General features: G+C 46.5%; 15 protein-coding genes, 1 tRNA gene and 1 pseudogene. 12 read left to right on the plus strand and 5 right to left on the minus strand.

Annotated elements, in window-relative coordinates:
• Window positions 1–2 precede the first annotated feature (2 nt).
• Together B0G85_RS08455 and B0G85_RS08460 are read right to left on the minus strand one after the other, a co-directional pair.
• Complete coding sequence (locus B0G85_RS08455) at window positions 3–1613, minus strand: DEAD/DEAH box helicase (RefSeq protein ID WP_100380027.1); 1611 nt, start codon at window positions 1611–1613, stop codon at window positions 3–5.
• Window positions 1614–1845: 232 nt separating this feature from the next.
• On the minus strand, window positions 1846–3249 hold the full coding sequence (locus B0G85_RS08460; protein WP_100380028.1) for a coniferyl aldehyde dehydrogenase: 1404 nt from the start codon (window positions 3247–3249) through the stop codon (window positions 1846–1848).
• Between the two features lie 53 nt (window positions 3250–3302).
• Here B0G85_RS08460 and msrA point away from each other — a divergent pair, with 53 nt between their 5' ends.
• Entirely contained in the window at window positions 3303–3875 is a 573-nt protein-coding gene (msrA, locus tag B0G85_RS08465) for a peptide-methionine (S)-S-oxide reductase MsrA (RefSeq protein ID WP_100380029.1), read from the plus strand.
• A 27-nt stretch (window positions 3876–3902) separates the two neighbouring features.
• Here the strand turns inward: msrA and pdxH are convergent, their stop codons facing one another.
• Complete coding sequence (pdxH, locus tag B0G85_RS08470) at window positions 3903–4538, minus strand: pyridoxamine 5'-phosphate oxidase (RefSeq protein WP_100380030.1); 636 nt, start codon at window positions 4536–4538, stop codon at window positions 3903–3905.
• 22 nt (window positions 4539–4560) lie between these two features.
• Between pdxH and B0G85_RS08475 the strand changes: the two genes are divergently transcribed.
• The 6 genes from B0G85_RS08475 (at window position 4561) to B0G85_RS08500 (ending at window position 12502) form a co-directional block, all read left to right on the plus strand.
• Window positions 4561–5358, plus strand: a complete 798-nt coding sequence (locus tag B0G85_RS08475; RefSeq protein WP_100380082.1) for a tRNA threonylcarbamoyladenosine dehydratase — start codon at window positions 4561–4563, stop codon at window positions 5356–5358.
• Window positions 5359–5592: 234 nt separating this feature from the next.
• Window positions 5593–6975 (plus strand): amino acid permease, encoded by a 1383-nt coding sequence (locus B0G85_RS08480; protein WP_100380031.1) that lies wholly within the window; start codon window positions 5593–5595, stop codon window positions 6973–6975.
• 10 nt (window positions 6976–6985) lie between these two features.
• Window positions 6986–8104, plus strand: coding sequence for an alanine dehydrogenase (ald, locus tag B0G85_RS08485; RefSeq protein ID WP_100380032.1), 1119 nt, complete (start codon window positions 6986–6988; stop codon window positions 8102–8104).
• Between the two features lie 86 nt (window positions 8105–8190).
• Window positions 8191–8766, plus strand: coding sequence for a TMEM165/GDT1 family protein (locus B0G85_RS08490; RefSeq protein ID WP_100380033.1), 576 nt, complete (start codon window positions 8191–8193; stop codon window positions 8764–8766).
• Between the two features lie 33 nt (window positions 8767–8799).
• Window positions 8800–11409 (plus strand): aminopeptidase N, encoded by a 2610-nt coding sequence (gene pepN, locus B0G85_RS08495; RefSeq protein ID WP_100380034.1) that lies wholly within the window; start codon window positions 8800–8802, stop codon window positions 11407–11409.
• A gap of 88 nt (window positions 11410–11497) precedes the next feature.
• Window positions 11498–12502, plus strand: a complete 1005-nt coding sequence (locus B0G85_RS08500) for a class 1 fructose-bisphosphatase (RefSeq protein WP_100380035.1) — start codon at window positions 11498–11500, stop codon at window positions 12500–12502.
• A 74-nt stretch (window positions 12503–12576) separates the two neighbouring features.
• Here B0G85_RS08500 and cphA read toward each other — a convergent pair whose 3' ends face one another.
• Window positions 12577–15147: a cyanophycin synthetase gene (gene cphA / locus B0G85_RS08505; protein ID WP_100380036.1), complete on the minus strand. Its 2571-nt coding sequence runs from the start codon at window positions 15145–15147 to the stop codon at window positions 12577–12579.
• 33 nt (window positions 15148–15180) lie between these two features.
• Window positions 15181–17331, minus strand: a pseudogene (locus tag B0G85_RS08510) (cyanophycin synthetase); the annotation flags it as partial.
• Between the two features lie 218 nt (window positions 17332–17549).
• Here B0G85_RS08510 and B0G85_RS08515 point away from each other — a divergent pair.
• The 5 genes from B0G85_RS08515 to B0G85_RS08535 all read left to right on the plus strand — a co-directional run bounded on the left by B0G85_RS08515 (window position 17550) and on the right by B0G85_RS08535 (window position 22230).
• On the plus strand, window positions 17550–19844 hold the full coding sequence (locus B0G85_RS08515) for a cyanophycin metabolism-associated ABC transporter (RefSeq protein WP_100380038.1): 2295 nt from the start codon (window positions 17550–17552) through the stop codon (window positions 19842–19844).
• On the plus strand, window positions 19841–20317 hold the full coding sequence (locus B0G85_RS08520; protein ID WP_100380039.1) for a cyanophycin metabolism-associated DUF1854 family protein: 477 nt from the start codon (window positions 19841–19843) through the stop codon (window positions 20315–20317). The genes B0G85_RS08515 and B0G85_RS08520 overlap by 4 nt, the downstream gene beginning before the upstream one ends.
• A 30-nt stretch (window positions 20318–20347) precedes the next feature.
• A tRNA-Thr gene (locus B0G85_RS08525) sits at window positions 20348–20423 on the plus strand.
• A gap of 173 nt (window positions 20424–20596) precedes the next feature.
• Complete coding sequence (locus B0G85_RS08530) at window positions 20597–21595, plus strand: Bug family tripartite tricarboxylate transporter substrate binding protein (RefSeq protein ID WP_198508788.1); 999 nt, start codon at window positions 20597–20599, stop codon at window positions 21593–21595.
• Window positions 21596–21702: 107 nt separating this feature from the next.
• Window positions 21703–22230: a tripartite tricarboxylate transporter TctB family protein gene (locus tag B0G85_RS08535; protein WP_100380041.1), complete on the plus strand. Its 528-nt coding sequence runs from the start codon at window positions 21703–21705 to the stop codon at window positions 22228–22230.
• Window positions 22231–22234: the final 4 nt, after the last annotated feature.

The following is a 22234-nucleotide window of genomic DNA, read 5'->3' on the forward strand; positions in this document are numbered from 1 at the left end:
ATTTAGTTGCCGCTAAAGCTACGACGTTGACCGCCAGTTTTGGGTTTAGCAAAACGAGGACCAGCTGAGGGACGTGAATCACCAGATGGGCGTGAGTCGCTAGAGCGGCTGCCAGTACTTGGACGCGAGTCTGCAGAGCGTGCAGGACGTGAATCAGCAAAGCGATTGCCAGGACGCGAGTCACCGGATGGGCGTGAGTCACTTGAAGGACGTGAGTCGCCAGACGAGCGAGATTCAAAATGATTGCCAGAGCGGTTCCCACCAGCATTACCACCACCAGAGCGAGACTCGGAACGAGCGCCTGAACCGTAGCCACCACCAGAGCGACCACCACCACCGGAACGACCACCACCAGAGCGACCACCACCTGGACGACCACCACCACCGCCACCACCAAAGCTAGGCTTGGCTTGTGGCTCAAGACCGGCAATAACAGAGGCAACGATATCTTGCTGTGTGAAGCGCTCGATATTGCGAATCTTTGCGCGATCACGATGCTCAACTAGGGTAATTGCTACGCCGTTACGACCAGCACGTCCAGTTCTACCAATACGGTGTGTGTAATCTTCTGGCTTCATAGGTAAGCCAAAGTTAATCACATGACTAATGCGGGGTACATCGATACCGCGCGCAGCGACATCAGTAGCAACCAAAATCTTCGTGTGACCTTTGCGAAGTGACTCAAGGCGACGCATACGCACAGCTTGGGGCATTGCACCATGAAGTGCGGTAGCTTCGTAACCATTGGCACGTAAGGTATCAGCAATTTTTTCACTTTCGATCTGGGTGCTAGCAAATACAACAGCTTGATCTAAAGAGGCATCAGCCAAAATATGCTCGAGCAATTTATGCTTGTGTGAAACACTGTCAGCCCAGTGAAGCTTCTGTTCAATGTTGGCGTGTTTTTCACCAGCATGAGCAAGCTCAATACGTTTTGCGTTAGTGGTCAACTCATTGGCCAAAGACATAATCTTTGGTGCAAAAGTAGCAGAGAACATCAAGGTTTGCGTGCGGGCAACACAACGCTTATCAATTGCTTCTAGATCATCTGCAAATCCCATGTCTAACATACGATCCGCTTCATCGATCACAAGTTGCTTCACATCATCCAAGCGAATGGCTTTGCTATCAGTTAAGTCAAGTAAGCGACCTGGTGTTGCAACTACTAACAAGGCGCCTTTCAATGCTTGGATCTGCTTGCCGTAAGGCATGCCACCCATGACTGTTGCTATGCGAATACCCTTCATTCCACGAACTAAGTTCACTGCATCTGCAGAAACCTGTTGCGCTAATTCACGGGTAGGGCAGAGTACTAATACTTTAGGCTGAGCACGACCTGGAACAGGTGAGTTACTAGGGTTGTCTTCAATCAATTGATTAATTAAAGGTAATAAAAAGGCGGCTGTTTTACCGCTACCAGTTTGACTGCTGACTAATAAATCACCACCTGCCAAAGCCGCAGGAATAACCTGAGCCTGTACTTCGGTAGCTTGGGTATAACCCAATTCAGCAATGTTTTTAAGGAGTGATGGCGCGAGCGCGAAAGACTGGAATTCGGTTCCAGTCGGCTTTGAGTCCTTGGACTCGTGATTCGTTTCTTGAGAAAAAGTCATGCTATTACACATCCCCTTTAGGGGATGTCTCCGTGTATACACTCTTGTTTTTTTTGAGTGTGATGGTCAAAGGCATCGACCATCAGACAGGCGGCAGCGTTGTTGTGTTTATGACTTCTAAACTAATCGCTGAAATATAGCTGGGGGGCGATGAATCAAATTGCTTAAAAAAGCCCCTAAGTATGACATTGATATTGCTTAATAGCAAGGGTTTCCCCTTGAACTATTTTAATTAGCGTAGCCAGCGAAGTAGACGCTCAACACCTTTTCCATAGGGTGGCCTTGCCAATCGAGTGCCCCGTAGGAAGGATAGCCCGAAGAAACCGCGCACCTGAAGAATCGACTTTCGATGACTGAAGGTGTCAAAACCTGCTTTGCCATGATAAGCACCCATACCACTGGCGCCAACGCCTCCAAAGGGAAGGTCTTCCACTGCAACGTGAAGTAAGGTGTCGTTAATCGTGACTCCACCAGAGCGTGTTTCATGAATTACGCGCTGCATTGTTTTGCGATCCTGACCAAACCAATAAAGGGCTAATGGTTTGGGCTTACTGTTGACGTAGTGGATAGCGGCAGTATCGTCCTCAACGGTGACTATTGGAAGAATAGGCCCGAAGATTTCCTCCTGCATGATGAGCGCATCTGCTGGCACATTCATTAATACAAGTGGCGTGAAATAGTTTGGGATGTTCTCATGCAGTGGTAGTAGTGGAGTAACTTGAGCACCACGTTCTACCGCATCTTTTGCCAACAGCTGCCAACGAGCAAGTTGCGTTGAATCAATCGCGCTAGTGAACTCCTCCACATTAGAAAACTGTTCTCGAGCGGCACTTTGTAGCTCTGCAACAAAAGCAGTACATTGACTTTGATGAATTAAAACGTAATCTGGTGCAATACAGGTTTGACCGCCATTAATCAGTTTTCCGTAAATGATGCTTTTGGCAGCGTCTGGAAGATTGGCTGAGAGATCGATCATCGCAGGCGATTTACCGCCTAGCTCGAGTGTGATGGGGGTTAAGTGATTGGCTGCAGCGCGCATCACTTTCTTGCCGGTATTTTCCGAGCCAGTAAAAAAGAGATGATCAAAGGCAAGTGCAGCAAATGATTCGGCAATGTCTACGCCACCAGTAGTTACGCAAAATTCACTTGGGTGAAAATACTCTTGAATAAGGCTCGCCAAATAACCGGATGTACGCAAACTTCTTTCAGAGGGTTTTAGCCAAACTCTATTACCAGCTGCAAGTGCTGCAATGGCCGGAACAAGCGCTAATTGAACTGGGTAGTTCCAGGGACTCATGATGCCCACTACACCCAGAGATTGCATTTCAGTCCAAGCCTGGGATGAGCCTAAGAAGCTGGGTGTATCTACCAAGCTGGGCTTCATCCACTCTTTAAGATGTTTGCGAGCATGCTTGCAGGCTTGATAAATCATTTGAAATTCAGCCAGCCTTGTTTCAATTGGATTACGAACTCCAAAATCTGCTTCTAAAGCCTTACAAATTCTTTCCTCATTGGCTGCCACCAGCTTCTCAATACGGCCAATTCTCTCTAGTCGAACCTCTAGGGTGGGATTGGGGTCAGCAGCATAAGCCGCTTTAATTTCTTCTAATTGGAGCGTAAGGCGATTGACTGTCATGGGAATAAGATAGGCGGCAAGCAAATGATTGAATAAGGTATTAGGATAAAGGCATGAACACTATTAACGAAGAAAACTTAGCAACTATTGAGCGTGCCACCTTAGGAGGAGGCTGTTTCTGGTGTCTTGAGGCTGTTTATCAGCAAATTACCGGTGTAAGCGCAGTGATTTCAGGCTACGCAGGTGGCCCTCGCCCCAATCCGGATTATGAGTCTGTTTGTTCAGGCACAACCGGCCATGCAGAAATTGTGGACATCTATTTTGATGCTAGTGTGATCACGTATCGCGACCTATTGGAAGTGCTGTTTGTGATTCATGATCCGACTACACTGAACTATCAGGGTAATGACCATGGCACCCAATATCGCTCGGTCATCTTTACGCATAGCCAGGCTCAAAATAAGACTGCGCATGAGGTGGTGAAAGAATTAGTGGATGCGAAAATCTACTCCAATCCAATCGTGACAGAAATTGCTGATGCACCAGTGATTTATCCGGCCGAAGATTACCATCAAGATTACTTCCGTCAGCACTCTGGGCAGGGTTATTGCATGGCAGTAGTAGCGCCTAAGCTAGCCAAATTTAGGGCGAAGTTTAGATCTTTGTTAGCTGTAGGCTTTCAATAAGACGCAATGAGATAGTCGGTGGTCGATTTAGGGAGCTAACCGGGTAATGCACCAGTTATTACCCTCTAGTTGATAGTGAATGCGATCGTGCAACCGTGATGGGCGGCCTTGCCAAAATTCAATTTCGGTTGGGCGCAATCGATACCCTCCCCAATGCTCTGGGCGCGGAGGCGCATTTCCAAACTTCGCGCCAAAATCTTTTTCAGCCTGCTCTAAAAATTCCCGGTTTGGGATTGCAGTACTTTGTGGGGAAGCCCATGCGCCAATTCGGGAGGCCGCTGGACGAGAGTGATAGTAATCATCACTTTCAGATGCAGTGATTTTTTCAGTCGAGCCCTTGATTCGTATTTGACGCTCAAGTTCATGCCAGTGAAATAGTAGTGCTGACTGGGGCCGAATTGCCAGCTCACGACCCTTTTGACTGTCGTAATTGGTAAAAAAGGTAAAGCCACTCTGGTCTGCGCCTTTTAGTAAGACAATACGAGCTGAAGGATTCCCGGCCTGATCAGCAGTCGCCAAGGTCATAGAGTTCGGTTCAGGACACTCTGCTTTTGTAGCCTGATCAAACCATACTTGAAATAAAGCTAGCGGATTGACTGGAACTTCAGTTTCTAAGAGCTGACCAAAGGTATAGTTTTTACGAAGTTGAGCAATGGGATCCATTTTTAAAGTATATAGAGAAGCTATGGCAGAAGACAAGTTGGAGGCAACTGAGGTGTTGGCTAATGAGGTTAGCGCAGATGATCGTCGCTTTGGAGGGGTGGCTCGCCTCTATGGCCCTGAGCTGCGTGAACGATTTCGCAAGGCGACTGTGGTTGTGGCTGGATTAGGAGGTGTTGGCTCTTGGGCTGCTGAAGCCTTGGCTAGAACCGCTATCGGCCATCTTGTCTTAGTCGATTTTGATCACATTTCTCAGAGCAATACCAATCGCCAATTACATGCGCTTGAGGGGGAGTTTGGTAAGGCTAAGGTGCAGGCTATGGCTGAGCGGATACGGCAGATTAATCCTGAAATCACACTGACTATCTGCGATACATTTTTAGAGCCACAAAATTTAGAGGAGTGGATTCCTCAAGAGGCCCTAGTTTTGGATGCGACCGATTCGGTGCTGACTAAAATTGCTTTAGCAGTTTGGGCCACTCAAAATCATCGTGCATTAGTGATGTGTGGGGCCGCGGGCGGAAAATCGGATCCCACCTCTGTTCGTTGCGATGATCTGTCTCGAACCGAGCAAGATGCTTTACTTGCAAAGGTGCGCCAAGGACTTAGACAAGATCATGGCTTTTCCAGAAATTTAAGGAGCAAGATGGGCATTCGTGCTGTGTATTCACATGAGCCAAGAGCCGGCGTAGCTAGTGGCGGCTTAGCCTGCTCAGGCTATGGATCTACCGTTATGGTAACGGCAGCCTGCGGCTTAGCCGCCGCCGCAGAAATCCTCAATCTGATCTCGATTCAGTCAGTAGTCTCAGCAGAATCTACCTAAATCTAGCTAAACCCTTAAGGGCAATCCCTGTAGGAAATTACGTATTCTTTAGTAATCTGTTGGGTGTTTAAAAATGCCTAACCTTTGATTTAAATAACCATTTTTGTTTTGTAAGAATCATATTTATTTATTTAGTAGTTTTAGATAAATTACCCCTCTAGTAGAGATCAGAACTCCTGCCTAGACCTTGCTTCGTTGGTGACTTGCCAACGACAAACTGAAAGGGGGTCTGTTTTGCAGACTGAACATACTAGTTTAAAGCGTCACCTCAAGGTGCGACATATTCGTTTGATGGCTTTAGGATCAACGATTGGTGTCGGACTATTTCTTGGTTCTGCAAGTGCAATCAAAATCGCTGGGCCTTCTATTCTGCTGGGATATCTACTGGCGGGCATCGTCGCTTTTATTGTGCTGCGCACTTTAGGTGAAATGGCAGTCCATGAGCCTGTAGCAGGATCATTTGCAGCCTATGCCAATACCTATGTGGGTCCTCTGGCTGGCTATATGGTCGGCTGGGGTTATTGGACTTACTGGATCGTCGTGGGTGTTGCTGAGGTCACAGCAGTGGGTATTTACATGGGGATTTGGTTTCCAGATACGCCGCAGTGGATTTGGGCACTATCGTCGATTCTGATGATGGGTCTGATTAATTTGATTGCAGTAAAAGTCTTTGGTGAATTTGAGTTCTGGTTCGCCTTGATCAAAGTCGTGGCGATTATTGCGATGATTGCATTAGGCTGCTCTGTGATTTTTTTTGGCTTTACGAATGACTGGAACCCCATTGGATTAAGTAATCTCTGGATTCATGGTGGCTTTTTCCCAAATGGTATTAGCGGTATGCTGCTCTCGCTGCAGATGGTCTTATTTGCTTATGTCGGCATTGAGATGATTGGCTTGTCTGCCGGTGAGGCTGAGAACCCACGTAAAACCATACCTATGGCAATTGATTCATTGGCCTGGCGTATTTTAATTTTTTATATGGGTGCAATTTTCGTGATTCTGGCGATATTCCCTTGGAATGAAGTGGGTCAGCAGGGCAGTCCTTTTGTAGTGATGTTTGAACGCATTGGCTTGCGTGAGGCTGCAGGCATGATTAACTTTGTGGTGATTACTGCAGCGCTGTCTTCCTGTAATGCCGGCATTTTTAGTGGTGGACGCTTGTTATATGCCTTATCGGTGAATGGGTATGCTCCATCTCCCTTTGCGACGTTATCCAAGTACGGCGTTCCTCATCGAGCAGTGATGGCAACAGTAGCTGTGTGTATGTCCGGAGTCGTACTCAATTACTTTGTACCTGATAAGGCATTTCAGTATGTCATGGCCGCAGTGACGTTTATCGGCCTGATGGTGTGGATTTCTATATTGATTACCCAGATTCAATTTCGTCGCTCTTTGACAAAAAACCAGGTAGCTGAGTTAGCTTATCGCACCCCTTGGTGGCCGTATTCCTCATGGTTCGCATTGGCATTTATTGCTTTAGTAGTAGTGCTGATGGGCTTTCATGAGGATGCCAGGATGGCTTTGATATTAGGGCCTTGCTTAATGGGCCTGTATCTCGTCATGTTCTACCTAGTGGGCTTGCATCACAAAACCAAACTCAATCGTGACTTTAAATAAGGAGATAGCAATGATTGTTGGCGTACCTCAAGAAGTAAAAAATAATGAATTCCGTGTAGGCTTAACCCCAGGCAATGTAAAAGGTTTGTGCAAACAAGGTCACTCTGTATTAATTCAGAGAGGGGCTGGAGAGCAGATTGGTTTAACAGATGAGTCTTATCGTTTAGCGGGAGCCACATTAATTAATAGTGCGGCCGAGGTATTTTCAAAAGCAGAGATGATTGTCAAAGTTAAAGAGCCTCAGCCACAAGAATGTGCCATGTTGCGCGAGGATCAGATTCTTTTTACCTATTTGCATCTTGCTCCAGACCCAACCCAAACCAAAGCGTTGATGTCCTCAGGGGCTACGTGCATTGCTTATGAAACAGTCACTTCAGGACTTGGTGGATTACCGCTGCTTGCACCAATGAGTGAAGTGGCGGGTAGGATGTCGATTCAGGCAGCAGCTACTCATCTTGAAAAGACGCACGGAGGTTTGGGTATTTTGATGGCCGGAGTGCCGGGCGTTGCGCCTGCAAAGGTTGTTATATTGGGCGCAGGTGTAGTGGGTCGTAATGCTCTTCAAATGGCGGTAGGGATTGGTGCGGAAGTCTGTATTTTTGACCGCGATATTGATCGTTTGAGGCAAATAGATATGTTTTATGGCAATCGCGTAAGAACCTTTTATGCAGACCCGCTATTAGTCGAGCTGGAAGTGTGTGAGGCGGATGTAGTGATTGGCGCTGTACTACTGCCAGGAGGCGCTGCACCAAAGTTGGTCACTCGAGAGATGGTCCGCAAGATGAAGGCTGGTGCTGTAGTAGTTGATGTGGCGATAGATCAAGGAGGTTGTTTCGAAACCTCTAGACCTACTACTCATACAGACCCCACTTTTACTGTGGATGGTGTGTTGCACTACTGCGTTGCCAACATGCCGGGTGCTGTAGCTCGCACCTCTACTTTTGCGCTTACAAATGCAACCTACCCTTACATTGAAGCATTGGCGAATAAAGGTGGCTTGATTGCTTTACTCAATGATCCTCACTTACGGAATGGGTTAAGTGTGCACCGAGGAATACTGACATCAGAACCAGTGGCCATTGCTCAGAAAAAAGACTTTGTATCAGCTGAGGAATTGCTAGCTGTGTAGTGCTTTGGCGGCATATATCGAGAATATGCCGCCTGCTTTGCTTTATTATTAATGGATGCAAAAACCCCTTCTAACAGCTTGAGCAGATGGATATTTCTGCGCTAGCCATATCCACAGGCGTTGTTGCTCTGGCCGAGATGGGAGATAAAACCCAGTTACTTTCTTTGATGTTGGCGGCTCGCTATCCGAAACAAGCGTTCGGAATCATTGGTGGCATTTTTATTGCGACGATTGCGAATCATGCTTGTGCAGCTTTTTTAGGGCACTGGCTCACCAGTCTAGTGAGCGCGGATGTTTTGAAATGGATTTTAGGGCTCAGTTTTTTGGGTATCGGACTTTGGCTGCTGGTTCCAGACCACATTGATGATGCGGCAGACTCTAAGGTTGCCGACAAAGCCTTTCAAGTTTTTATGCTAACAATAGGCCTTTTTTTCTTGGCAGAGATGGGGGATAAGACCCAGATCGCTACTATCGCACTGGGTGCGAAGTATGCAGATGTGCTGTCAGTCACCGTAGGCACCACTTTGGGGATGATGCTAGCGAATGCCCCTGCAGTTTGGATAGGCCAGAAATTTACCCAGCGTTTACCGCTTCGATGGGTACATGGGGTAGCCGCAATCACTTTTATTGTGATTGGTTTAGCGACCCTCATTTGGGGTTAAGAACAAACTGCCATTCGGGCTTAAAATTACCCCATGAAAACTGATCTACCGCAGAGCTTCAACAGGCTCAAGTACCTCCCCCCTTATTACACTCTTAGCCAGGTAGAGCTTGATATTGCTTTGGATCCAGCGCGAACCATTGTTAAAAGCCGCCTGGAAGTTTTACCTGGGCCCAATCATGAGGCCGGATTGCCTTTAGTTCTTCAGGGCCAAGAACTTGAATTTGTAAGCTTACGCATCAATGGTGAGGCCCATCGTCAGTTTGAGTTGACGCCTCTGACGCTGACGATTCATGCGCTACCCCATGATGGCTGCCAAGCGTTTAGTGTCGAGATCATTTGTGTCTGCATTCCTGAGAAAAATACCTCGCTGATGGGTCTCTATGTTTCTAATGGTAACTTTTTTACGCAATGCGAGGCTGAGGGCTTTCGCAAAATTACCTATTTTCTAGATAGGCCCGATGTGATGGCGCGCTATCGGGTTATTTTGCGGGCGCGAGAGGCGGAGTATCCAGTTTTATTATCCAACGGCAATTTACTGAGTACTGAAAAATTGGCTAATGGTTGGCACACTGCAATCTGGGAAGACCCATTCCCTAAGCCCGCTTATTTATTTGCATTGGTTGCTGGTAAGTTGGAATGTATTGAAGAGACTATTACGACTAGTAGTGGCGCAAAGAAACTATTGCAAATTTGGGTTGAGTCACACGATTTAAAGAAGACGCGCCATGCGATGGATTCTTTAATTGCCTCCATTTACTGGGATGAAAAACGCTACGGCTTGGAATTAGATCTAGAGCGATTCATGATTGTGGCTGTAGGAGATTTTAATATGGGAGCTATGGAGAATAAGGGTCTCAATATCTTTAACACCAAATATGTCTTGGCTCAGGCTGAGACTGCAACCGACGCCGACTTTGCCAATATTGAGAGCGTTGTGGCACATGAGTACTTTCATAACTGGACGGGTAATCGGGTGACTTGCCGTGACTGGTTTCAACTATCCCTAAAAGAGGGTTTGACCGTATTTCGTGATCAAGAATTTTCTGCCGATCAAATGGGTAGTGAGTCCGGTAGGGCGGTAAAGCGGATTGAGGACGTCAGACTTTTGCGTCAACTCCAATTTCCAGAAGATGCGGGCCCAATGGCACATCCTATTCGTCCAGATGAGTATCAAGAAATCAATAACTTTTATACCGTGACAGTGTATGAAAAGGGCGCTGAGGTTGTGCGTATGTACCAAACGCTACTGGGTAGAGAGGGCTTTCGTAAGGGAATGGATCTCTACTTTAAGCGCCACGACGGTCAGGCTGTGACTTGCGAAGATTTCTTGATGGCGATGGCTGATGCGAACGGGTGTGATCTTGAGCAATTTAAGAATTGGTATGGCCAAGCAGGCACTCCAACGGTGAGCGTGGTCGAATCATATAATGCGGCTAAAAAAGAATATCAAGTGACGGTGACACAACACCCTCCTGCAAATGTAAAAAATAAGGACACTAAGTTATTTCATATTCCATTGGCAATGCGTTTATTGACGCCTGCTGGTGATCAACAAGAAAGCTTGTTGGAGTTGACGCAAGAAAGTCAAACGTGGACCTTTCCGGATGTAGAAACCCGTCCCGTTTTGTCTATTAATCGCAATTTTTCTGCGCCTATTAAGTTGGACTTTGATCAAAGTGAGGCTGATTTATTAACGCTATTCTCAAGTGATGATGATGCGTTTAATCGCTGGGAGGCTGGGCAAAAATTAGCAATGCAGATGATTTTGCAGGGTCGTTTACCTGATGCAGCGCTGATTTCGGCTTATCGCGATCTATTGATGGATCCCGCATTAGATCCTGCGTTTAAAGACCTTGCACTGACTTTGCCTGCAGAAACTTATTTGTATGAGCAGTGTGTCAGCGTTGATCCTCAGAAAATTTATGTAGCTCGTCGCGCTTTCCGTAAGGCCATTGCAAGAGAACTCAGAATGGAGTGGGCTTCCCTCTACCAGCAAATGCAAACGCCTGGTCCATTCAATCCTGATGCGGCAAGTGCCGGTAAACGGGCTTTGAAGAATCTGGCGTTGAGTATGTTGCTGGAGGCAGATCCTTTAATTTGGTCGCCAATGGCGGTCAATCAATATCGCAATGCAGATAATATGACTGATCGTTATGCTGCTTTAGCAGCGCTGGTGATTCAGGGATCCTCATCGGCAGTTGCATGCCTTGAAGACTTTTATGCTCACTTTGCAGATGATCCTTTAGTAATCGATAAGTGGTTTTCTTTACAGGCGAGTAGGCCCCCCGTTACTGATGCTGTTGCCACTTTGAGTGATGTGCGTCGCTTGCAAGGGCACGAGGCTTTCAGAATGAACAACCCTAATCGTGTTCGTAGCGTGATTCATGCGTTTTGTATGAATAACCCCGCTAGCTTTCATCAAATGGATGGCAGTGGTTATGCTTTTTGGGCAGAATCTGTGCTCGCCTTAGATGCTATCAATCCTCAAGTAGCTGCTCGTTTAGCTAGAGGCCTTGATCGCTGGAAGCAGTTTGCACAACCCTATCAAAGTTTGATGCGGGCGGCCCTGGAGCGAGTAGCCGAATCTGAAACCCTCTCAGCAGATGTAAAAGAGGTGATTCTGAAAGCGCTTGGTGATTAAAGCGGCATATTTTTATAGTAAATGTGCTTTGAAGGCAAAATAGAGTCTGTTTAGCAATGTACCACCCCAGATTGATGGAGAATTTCTTTTGACAGCTTCAACGACTTTTAATACCCATTTCAAGCAATATTTAGAGACTGTCCAGGTCAAGGGCAATGCCGTTCCTACTGGCCTACAAGAGCTGTTAGTAGCGGTTGCTGATACTTGCATGACCCTCAGCCATGAGGTGGCTCAAGGTGCTTTGATTGGTTTATTGGGTTCTGCTGGTACAGGCAATGTGCAGGGCGAGGTTCAGCAAAAGTTAGATGTGATCGCGAATGATTTATTAATTGAGGGTGTTAAAGGCTGTCAATCACTCGCGGGCTTAGCTTCTGAGGAAATGGAACTACCAGTCGCCGTTCAAGGAACGGGCGACTATTTACTATTATTTGATCCACTCGATGGCTCATCAAATATTGATGTGAATGTATCCATCGGTACGATCTTCTCAGTCCTCAAAAAACAAGATCCTGCTGCACCATTGCAAACGACTGACTTCTTATTGTCGGGGCGTCATCAGGTGGCTGCAGGTTATGTGGTTTATGGACCCCAAACCACAATGGCCTTAACTCTTGGTGATGGTGTTGTGATGTTTACCTTGAATAGGGTTACTAGTGAATTTGTATTAATTAAAGAATCTGTAGAGATAGCCCACGCTACCAAAGAATTTTCAATCAATATGTCCAATATGCGTCATTGGGCGGAGCCAGTGCGCCGTTACGTTGATGAATGTCTTGCGGGTGTTGGCGGTGAGCGTGACAAAGACTTTAATATGCGCTGGATTGCTTCCATGGTGGCAGATGTGCATCGCGTACTTTCTCGAGGGGGTATTTTTATGTACCCCTGGGATCAGCGCGAACCACATAAGCCGGGCAAGTTACGCTTAATGTATGAGGCGAACCCGATGAGTTTTTTAGTAGAGCAGGCTGGGGGCGCATCTACTAACGGTGATCAATTGATTATGGATTTAATCCCGACGGATCTGCATGAGCGTGTTTCTGTCATGCTGGGATCTAAAGAGGAAATCGAGCGTTTACAGCGTTACCATGCGTAGAGTTAGTTATTAGAAAATATTACTGCTCTAGTGGGGCAATGCTAAAAAATCCCAATCATTGATTGGAATTTTTTTTATGGCTGAACCTTTTCTTTGAGATAGGCCAAGGATTCTTCGACTTGATCAATTAAGATTAGGCAAATATCACCAGGCGATAAATCATTTAAGGCCGTATCAATTGCTAAGAACTCGCCAGTAATTTCTTTGACTTGCTTTGCTTGCGTTGTTCCCACAAGTCCTTCTTGCAAGAGCTTTAATACTTCACCATCTTCGCGACCGCGTTGGCATTGATCTTGATACAAGATGACGTTATCAAAATTATTCCCTAAAATGCGGGTGAGATCGCGGATGTCTTCATCACGACGATCACCAGCGCCACTAATGACTACGTGACTCTTTTTGGGCTTCATTGCTGCTATTGCACTGGCGAGGGCGCGCATAGCATCTGGGTTATGGCCATAGTCAGCAATTACAGTGGCGCCCTTATGCTTGAATTGATTAAAGCGTCCTGGCACTGCGTTAGCAGAGCTTTGAAAGGAGTGTAAGCCGCGTGCAATTTTCTCAGCGTCTAATCCTAAAGCCCATGCAGCACCGATAGAAGCCATTGCATTTTCTATTTGAAAGCCGAGAACCCCATTTTGAGTAATCGGAATTTCACTTACTGGAAAGCGGTAGACTACTCGAGCGCCCTTAGATGCAACGATGTAAGTGCCGTCACAGTAAATTACTTTTTTATTCTTTGCGCGATGCGCAGCAATTACAGGGTGGTGTTGATTTTGAGCAAAGAAAATAACGCGGCCATTACAAACGTCACCCATTTTGACCACAATCGGATCTGCTGCATTGAGGACTGCCGCGCCGGTTGGTGCTACGTTTTGCACGACTACCCGTTTCAGAATGGCTAAATCCTCGACACTAGTGATGTAGTTCAGGCCTAAATGATCCCCTTCACCGATATTGGTTACGACGGCTACTTCACAGCGATCAAAACCCAAGCCTTCGCGCAGCATTCCTCCGCGAGCTGTTTCTAGAACTGCTGCATCTACATCGGGATGCATTAAGACATTGCGGGCGCTTTTAGGACCGCTACAGTCGCCAGAGTCAATCAGTCGATGATTGATGTACACGCCATCGGTAGATGTCATACCAACACGCAGACCTGTCTCATTAATCAGATGGGCAATCAGACGAACAGTGGTTGTTTTGCCATTGGTGCCCGTCACAGCTACAACTGGAATGCGGCCATCTTCGCCTAATGGATACATCGTATTAATAATATCTTCCCCAACAGGACGACTTTTGCCATACGAGGGCTTGAGGTGCATGCGTAAGCCGGGGGCTGCATTGACTTCGACAATGCCGCCACCTTGTGCCTCTAGAGGCTTATAAATTGCTTCACACAGAATATCCACACCAGCAATATCTAGGCCAATCATTTGTGCCGCAGCGATAGCGCTAGCCGCTACATCGGGATGTACATCATCCGTTACATCTGTAGCAGTTCCGCCAGTACTTAAGTTGGCATTATTGCGCAATAAAACCCGCTCCCCAGTCTTGGGAATTGATTCTGGGCTCAGATTATTGCTGGCTAAATGTGCCATGGCAATATCATCAAAACGAATTTTAGTTAAAGCAGTTGCGTGACCATCGCCGCGTAACGGATTGCTGTTCTCTAGTTCTACCAATTGAGCGACAGTGTGCTTACCATCGCCAACGACTTGGGCAGGTTCACGACGTGCAGCAGCAGAAAGTCGATTGCCAACTACTAGGAGGCGATAGTCTGCACCCGGTAAATAACGCTCAACGATAGTCTCATGGCCAAAAGCCTGAGTCACAACAAAGCCTGCGCGAACCTCTGCTTCAGTTTGGATGTTAGCAACCACCCCTTTACCCTGATTACCATCTTTAGGCTTGAGGACAATCGCCCCACCAATTTTTTGTGCAGCCCGCCAGGCATCGTCAGCGGTAGTAACTACTTCACCAATGGGTACAGAAACACCCGCAGCAGCGAGTAAATTTTTAGTCAGCTCTTTATCTTGAGCTATCGCTTCTGCGATGGCGCTCGTGTCGCTAGTCTCCGCTGCTTGAATACGTTTTTGTTTGCTGCCCCAGCCAAACTGCACCATGCTTCCCTCCGTCATGCGGCGAAAGGGAATATTTCTTTGAACAGCAGCATCTACGATGGAACCCGTACTAGGCCCAAGCCGAACATCTTCATATAGGGCTTCTAATTCAGAGAGGGCTGCGGTGAGATTAAATGGGGAGTCAGTCAGCGTTGCTAGAATTAAAGCAAAAGCAAAGTCAAATGCCATACGACCGACCACCTCTTCGGTGTATTCAACCACGACCTGATAAACACCAGCCTCGATGGTTTGTACTGTGCGACTAAAAGTGACTGGGCAGCCTGCCTGCGATTGCAGACCAAGGGCTGCATGCTCCAAGGCATGGGCTAATGAGAGAATTTCATTATGACCACCCCGACGCATACTACCTAATTGAGGAAAGCGCTCTCGAATTCTGTTTTCAAAATCAGGAATGGAGTCTATGGAGCGTTCAGTTTCATCGCAAGAAACAATCGCCTCTAGGGCGGTGTGGCGGCTCCATAAATTTGGACCGCGCAACATACGAATACGGGTGATTTCCAATTAAGCTCCTGTTGGAATAGTGGCGTCGAAAACAAAGGTCTCAGCACCAGCTTCAATAACGTTAAAGGGAATATTTAAAGCCCATGCTGCAGCAATGGCTGCGCCCAGATTCATTGCCTTCCATGGCGAACTTGGGCTGGATTCTGCGTGGCGCGGAACGGGAATGCTCTTAGGTTCATCAATACCCCATTGCAATAATATTTGCTGTTCGCCAACGATAATCACGCGGCCTTTTTTATTCAGGTGGGCTTGTATCGCTGGAGATGATGCATCCCGTGTAAAGAAGATCACTTCTCCGTCACATAACTCGGCCATCTTAGCTACCATAGGGTCATCGGCATTAAGAACGGCAACCCCGGTAGGTAACACCACATCTACCTGTGTGCGAACAATACTAAATATTTGATCTTCATCGTCAATAGCGTACTGCGGGAAATTAGCTGCTGGGTCAATGTTCAGAACGATACCAACTTGGCAGCGGTCATAAGCTAAACCCTCGATCAACATCGAAAGATGATTATTCTCAATCACCGCAGCTTCAACAGCGCGATTCAGTAAAGTACGTCGCGCATTTTCCCAGTTCGCCGCATTACTCTTTTGAATAGAGCGGTGTCCAAAAAATAAGCCTTTACTGCAAGAAAGGCCCACATACAAATTGCTTAAACGTAAAAAATGGGCAACCATTTCTGCAACAGGTGTTTTGCCACGAGCACCAGCGATGCCAATGACCGGAATTCGAAAATCTACCCCAGATGGAAAGAGGTGATCTGCGATGGCTTGCCCTACAGGTTGTGGATTACCGCTTGCAGGCTTAAGGTGCATTAGCAGTCCTGGACCGGCATTGACTTCAACGATGGCTGCGTTTTGTGATGCCATCGGCTTACTAATATCTTGGGCAACCAGATCAACCCCGGCAATCTCTAAGCCAACCACGCGGGCTGCTAGGGCAACCTGACTCGCTGTATCGGGGTGTACCAGATCCGTAACATCAAATGCAACATTACCGTTACTTTGAATGAGTACTTTTTGATCGATAGCGAGAATACTAGTCCCACTCAATTTTTGACGGGCTAGCTCTAATTCCACTGCAGAATCAATGCGCACTGGGTTCAGAGGGCATTCCTCTGCTTTACCTCGCCTTGGATCAGAGTTAATCTGAATTTGAATAAGCTCTAAAACGGTATGCTTGCCATCACCAGTAACCCAGACGGTTTCCCCTTTAGCTGCGGCAACTACTTTATTACCCACAACCAATAAGCGGTGTTCATCACCAATAATGTGCCGCTCAACTAAGACTTCGCTACCTTCATCAATGGCTACTGCGTAGGCCGATTGAATTTCTGTTTGGGTATATAAATTAATAAAAACACCGCGACCATGATTCCCGTCTATTGGCTTTACAACCACGGGTAAGCCAATATCTTGAGCCGCCTCCCAAGCATCATCAGCGCTGGTAACCGTACGACCCTCAGGTGTAGGAACGCCTGCACTTGAAAGTAGGCTTTTAGTAAGGTCTTTGTCACGCGATATAGTCTCAGCAATAGCGCTCGTTCTATCCGTTTCTGCTGTCCAGATCCTGCGCTGTTTTGAGCCGTAACCTAGTTGAACAAGATTGCCTTCCGACAAGCGTATAGAGGGAATACTCCTTTCTTCGGCCGCATTGACAATACAAGCAGTGCTAGGCCCGAGTAAGAGGTCATCACCCAATTCACGAAGGTTTTCAATAATCGTTTTGACTTGGGCTACGGGATCTTGGGTATCTTGCGCCAAAGCCAGGTACAGATCGCGGGCATACTTCAGAGCGGTGAGGGTCACCTCTTCATTAATAGCGCTCACCATCACCTTATAAACTCCCCGACGATCCCCATCACGTGCCTTACCAAAGCCACCCGGAATACCCGCTAAATTTTGTAATTCAAGCGTGAGATGTTCCAGAATATGCGCCGGCCAGGTTCCCTCCTCAACTCGCTTGAGAAATCCACCGGCTTCACCATAACTGCAGCGATGCTCTTGAAGGCTTGGCAAGGCTTTGACTAGCCGCTCATAGAAACCTGGAATCAGGTTCGAGGGGTAGTCTTCCAAATCGCCAATATCAACCCAAACCTCAATTACTGGGTGGTAGGTCCACATATTGGGGCCGCGTAAATGTTTTACGCTCAGTATTTCAATGGTTTTATCTAGCAGTTGGGGCATGTGTGGGATTGAGCAATTCGCTAGCGCTGAGGGCGCATGGGTAAGAAAATGCTCAAACTGTCTCTCTATTTCTAATAGTTATTGAAAATCCACAAATTGGCAAAAATAATCTAAAAAGCTTACTTTGACAATTTAACGGCTTTAGGCAGCTTAAAGTTGACAAAGTTACATATTCATAAAAACTTAGCTCCACTATACTTTCAAGGTCAATGAAGCTAGAAATTCCACCATCTACATCCTCGCTACCCCCTCATTGGGTTGGTAAGCTGCGGCTTCACTCCCCTGATCAAGTGCTAGATTCGGTCTTTGCATGGCTTGAGATCGACCTTGATAGTGAAATGCACTTTACTAAAAGCCTGCTTTACCTTACTCCTGCCGGTTTACTGTGGACTAACGGCGAGCAGTCTGAGTTATGGCCAATTCAGGCCGGAGCACAGCTGTTACATGGTGACCATGCAGGTGTAGGGCATTTAAAGCTGGAGATGGATGACAGGCTTCAAAGAACTTGGTACTTTACCTTGGCAGTTAACCCCCAAGCACTGCGCCTGCAAAGTGGCTTTAAGCAAATCTTGCGTGGGGATCAGGTAGGCAATATAGCCAGTCAAGCGTCTGAATACGACCAACAGGTTTGTCCAGCTTGCCTTAATCCAAAGCCTGCCAATACAAACGACTGTCCAACATGTGACCCCGATGAGGATGCGCCGCCATCGACTTGGACTTTATTTAAGTTGTGGCGTTTTGCCCGTCCCTACAAAAAAGAATTGCTTTTAGGCTTCGCATTAACGCTGCTTTCTACGGGCGCTACCTTGATACCCCCATATTTAACAATGCCCTTAATGGATCACGTGCTGATTCCTTTTGAGAAGGGTGATCCAATTGATTTTCATTTGGCGAGCATGTACCTCATTGCCCTGTTCGTAGCAGCCATTGTTGCTTGGGCTTTAGGTTGGTGGAAGACATACCTTTTGGCATTAGTCAGTGAGCGCATTGGCGCAGACTTACGTAACACTACCTTTGAGCACTTATTAAAGCTTTCGTTAGAGTACTTCGGAGGAAAAAGGACGGGTGATCTCATTGCGCGTATTGGTGCAGAGACTGATCGCATTTGTGTTTTCTTGTCGCTATACGCTTTAGACTTTATTACTGATGTGTTGATGATCACAATGACCGCAGCCATTTTGATATCCATTGATCCTTTACTGGCATTGGTAACGCTGGCTCCATTGCCATTTATTGTGTGGATGATTCATGCGGTGCGCGATAAGTTGCGCTTTGGTTTTGAGAAGATTGATCGTATTTGGTCAGAAGTTACCAATATCTTGGCTGATACCATTCCGGGTATTCGGGTAGTGAAAGCATTTGCTCAAGAGGATCGAGAGCTCAAGCGGTTCGTCGACTCTAATAAACATAATTTACAGATTAATGATCGCGTGAATCGAGTGTGGGGTTTATTTTCTCCAACGGTAACTTTATTAACTGAAACAGGTCTATTAGTTGTTTGGGGTTTTGGTATTTGGCAGGTTGCCCATCATAAAGTTTCCGTAGGTGTTTTGATTGCTTTCTTGGCATATATCGGACGTTTTTATATTCGCCTTGATTCCATGAGTCGGATTGTTTCGCATACACAAAAAGCAGCTGCTGGCGCAAAGCGGATTTTTGATATTCTGGATCATGTCTCCAGTGTTCCGGAGCCCATTAATCCTGCTCCCTTAGGTGAGGTAAAAGGCCGTATCTCTTTGCGGGACGTGGGTTTTCGCTATGGCAATCGCGCGGTCACTAAGGGAATCAACCTTGATATTGCCCCGGGAGAAATGATTGGCTTAGTGGGTCATAGTGGGTCCGGTAAAAGTACCTTGGTGAATTTAATATGCCGCTTCTATGATGTCAGTGCTGGCGCTATTACTTTGGATGGACGTGATATCAGAAGCATTGCGATTAGCGACTATCGCAAGCGTATTGGTCTAGTGCTACAGGAACCTTTTTTATTCTTTGGAACTATTGCTGAGAATATTGCGTATGGCAAACCTGAGGCCACGCGGGAAGAGATTATTGAAGCAGCCCGCGCTGCCCATGCTCATGAATTTATTTTGCGTTTACCGCTAGGCTATGACTCTCTCGTTGGTGAGCGTGGCCAATCCCTTTCTGGTGGTGAGCGGCAACGCATTTCAATCGCTCGTGCATTACTAATTAATCCTAGTATTTTGATCTTAGATGAGGCCACCTCATCTGTCGACACCACCACTGAAAAAGAAATTCAGCGCGCTTTGGACAACCTTGTTAAGGGGCGTACTACTATCGCTATCGCGCATCGCTTATCCACCCTCAGAAAAGCAGATCGCTTAGTTGTATTAGACAAAGGTGAAATCGTAGAAATCGGCTCTCACGATCAATTAATGGATGCGCAAGGTGCTTACTATGCGTTGTACCAAGCCCAGCTTCGCCATGCTGCAGAGTTAGTTGAGGGCGGCGCAATTGGTGAGAGCCTCGAGAAGGTATCGATATGAGCCCCTATCAAAAACCCCACACCTTAGAGCGGGATTGTCTTGGTCGTCTCGTGTTGATCGATGCTGCCGGTAATCGTCATGAAGGTATTTATCCAGTAAGAGCCTTTCCAATTACTGCGCCAGGTGCCGGAATTTCATTAATGGATGCTTCGGGTAAGGAGCTCTGTTGGTTTGATAGTGTTAGCCAAGTACCCGAGGCTGAATTAGGTCTGATTGAGCAAGAAATGGCTGCACGCGAGTTTATGCCGGTGATTGAAAAAATTACGCAGGTATCCACCTTTGCCACCCCCAGCGTTTGGGATATTGAAACTGACCGTGGCCCAACTCGAATTCGACTCAAGACAGAAGAGGATATTCGCTGTATTGCAGGCAATACCTTGCTGATTGTCGACGCGAATGGCTTGCAATTCATCATCCAGGATTCAACGCAGCTGGATAAAGTTAGTAAAAAGTTGTTAGATCGATTCCGCTAGGTTCGTTTCGATTAAAATCAAGTCCTTACCGCCGCTTTAGCTCAGTTGGTAGAGCAGTTCATTCGTAATGAAAAGGTCGCCAGTTCGATTCCGGCAAGCGGCACCAATCTTTATACTAGGGTATCTACTTAGTAGCTAGTATTACCCCTAATAAGGCATTTGTTAATTATTGATGGCAATCAATTCTTGTAAGCCTGAATTCGATAAGAATTACTCTATTATAAAAAGCAAGCCAAATTTCTGTTGGCCTGAAAATTTTTTGGAGGAGCGTTCATGAAAATGAAGTTAAAAGGGGCATTGATTTCCACCGCATTAGCCCTCGGTGTTGCTGCTGTTTCACCCGCTTTTGCTGCTTGGGAGCCAACTAAGCCAGTTGAGTTCATCATTCCTGCCGGTCCCGGTGGTGGTGCTGACCAAATGGCCCGCATGATTCAGGGCATCATCACTAAAAATAACCTGATGAAACAAGCGATGATTCCGGTCAACAAATCAGCTGGTGCCGGTGCTGAAGGTTTCTTGGCAATGAAAGAAGCGAAGGGCGATCCTAATAAAATTGTGATTACCCTGTCTAATTTATTCACTACGCCCTTAGCTACAGGTGTGCCGTTTAACTGGAAAGACATTACACCAGTGGCAATGTTGGCACTTGACCAGTTTGTGTTGTGGGATAACGCTGAAAAGCCTTACAAAACTGCTAAGGAATACATCGACGCAGCTAAAGCAGCCGGCCCTGGTAAGTTCAAGATGGGTGGAACTGGCTCTAAGCAAGAAGATCAAATCATTACTGTTGCATTAGAAAAAGCGTCTGGCGCTAAGTTCACCTACATCCCATTTAAAGGGGGCGGTGACGTTGCAGTTCAATTGGTGGGCAACCACATTGATTCTTCTGTAAATAATCCAATTGAGGCAGTTGCTCAATGGCGTGCCGGAAAACTACGCGCATTGTGCGTATTTGACGACACACGTATGCCTTACAAGGAAAAGATTACGCCAACCATGTCTTGGTATGACGTGCCAACTTGCAAAGAGGCTGGTGTCTCCACAGACTATACGATGCTCCGCGGAATCTTTATGGCTCCAGGCGTGACCCAAGAGCAGGTTGATTACTATGTCAACTTGTTTAAGAAAGTCATTCAGACACCAGAGTGGAAAAAATTCATGGCTGATGGTGCCTTTAACCAAACGTTCATGACTGGTAAAGAGTTCGGAAACTGGCTTACGCTAAACGAAGCGCTGCATAAGCAGTTGATGACTGAGGCTGGATTCTTAGCGAAGTAATCAGTAGTGAAATCTAATAGGGCTTCCGTGCGGAGGTCCTATTTTTATTAGTAGCATCAGTAATGAAGTGAATGAGATTTAATCAACCCTTTTTAGTGAATCAATGAATGTCTGAAAATACAAATAGCCCCAACTCAGAGTCCGCCATCAGCGTACGCGCCATGGACATCATCACCGCGCTGCTTTTTATTATTCTCGGCCTGGTAGTCATGACGGGAAGTATGAAGTTAGGAGCATCCTGGGGTAGCGATGGCCCCGAAGCTGGTTACTTCCCTTTTTATATCAGCTTGATATTTATCCTCTCTAGTTCAATCACGCTTTATCAGGCTGTAGTGGTTGATAAGAAGAAAAAAACGGAGTCCTTTGTTGATAAAGAACCTTTAAAGCAAGTTTTGGCAGTGTTGCTTCCCGCCATTGTCTTTGTTTTGGGTGTGCAACTCATCGGTATTTATGTTTCCTCACTTATTTATATTGCCGTATTCATGGTTTGGTTGGGAAAATACCCTATTTGGAAGGCTGTCGCTGTTTCATTAGGTGTGACTATTGCCCTTTACCTCATGTTTGAATACTGGTTTCAGGTTCCGTTACCACATGGCTCGTGGATCAATCCACTCGAGTTTATTGGCGTGAACTAAAAAA

It is taken from the genome of Polynucleobacter brandtiae, assembly GCF_002797575.1.
GTDB classification, from domain to species: domain Bacteria; phylum Pseudomonadota; class Gammaproteobacteria; order Burkholderiales; family Burkholderiaceae; genus Polynucleobacter; species Polynucleobacter brandtiae.

Excerpts from the sequence above, each read along its gene's own strand:
- B0G85_RS08455 (WP_100380027.1), bottom strand. The coding sequence starts at position 1,613 with ATGACTTTTTCTCAAGAAACGAATCACGAGTCCAAGGACTCAAAGCCG.
- B0G85_RS08460 (WP_100380028.1), bottom strand. The coding sequence starts at position 3,249 with ATGACAGTCAATCGCCTTACGCTCCAATTAGAAGAAATTAAAGCGGCT.
- msrA (WP_100380029.1), top strand. The coding sequence starts at position 3,303 with ATGAACACTATTAACGAAGAAAACTTAGCAACTATTGAGCGTGCCACC.
- pdxH (WP_100380030.1), bottom strand. The coding sequence starts at position 4,538 with ATGGATCCCATTGCTCAACTTCGTAAAAACTATACCTTTGGTCAGCTC.
- B0G85_RS08475 (WP_100380082.1), top strand. The coding sequence starts at position 4,561 with ATGGCAGAAGACAAGTTGGAGGCAACTGAGGTGTTGGCTAATGAGGTT.
- ald (WP_100380032.1), top strand. The coding sequence starts at position 6,986 with ATGATTGTTGGCGTACCTCAAGAAGTAAAAAATAATGAATTCCGTGTA.
- B0G85_RS08490 (WP_100380033.1), top strand. The coding sequence starts at position 8,191 with ATGGATATTTCTGCGCTAGCCATATCCACAGGCGTTGTTGCTCTGGCC.
- pepN (WP_100380034.1), top strand. The coding sequence starts at position 8,800 with ATGAAAACTGATCTACCGCAGAGCTTCAACAGGCTCAAGTACCTCCCC.
- B0G85_RS08515 (WP_100380038.1), top strand. The coding sequence starts at position 17,550 with ATGAAGCTAGAAATTCCACCATCTACATCCTCGCTACCCCCTCATTGG.
- B0G85_RS08520 (WP_100380039.1), top strand. The coding sequence starts at position 19,841 with ATGAGCCCCTATCAAAAACCCCACACCTTAGAGCGGGATTGTCTTGGT.
- B0G85_RS08530 (WP_198508788.1), top strand. The coding sequence starts at position 20,597 with ATGAAGTTAAAAGGGGCATTGATTTCCACCGCATTAGCCCTCGGTGTT.
- B0G85_RS08535 (WP_100380041.1), top strand. The coding sequence starts at position 21,703 with ATGTCTGAAAATACAAATAGCCCCAACTCAGAGTCCGCCATCAGCGTA.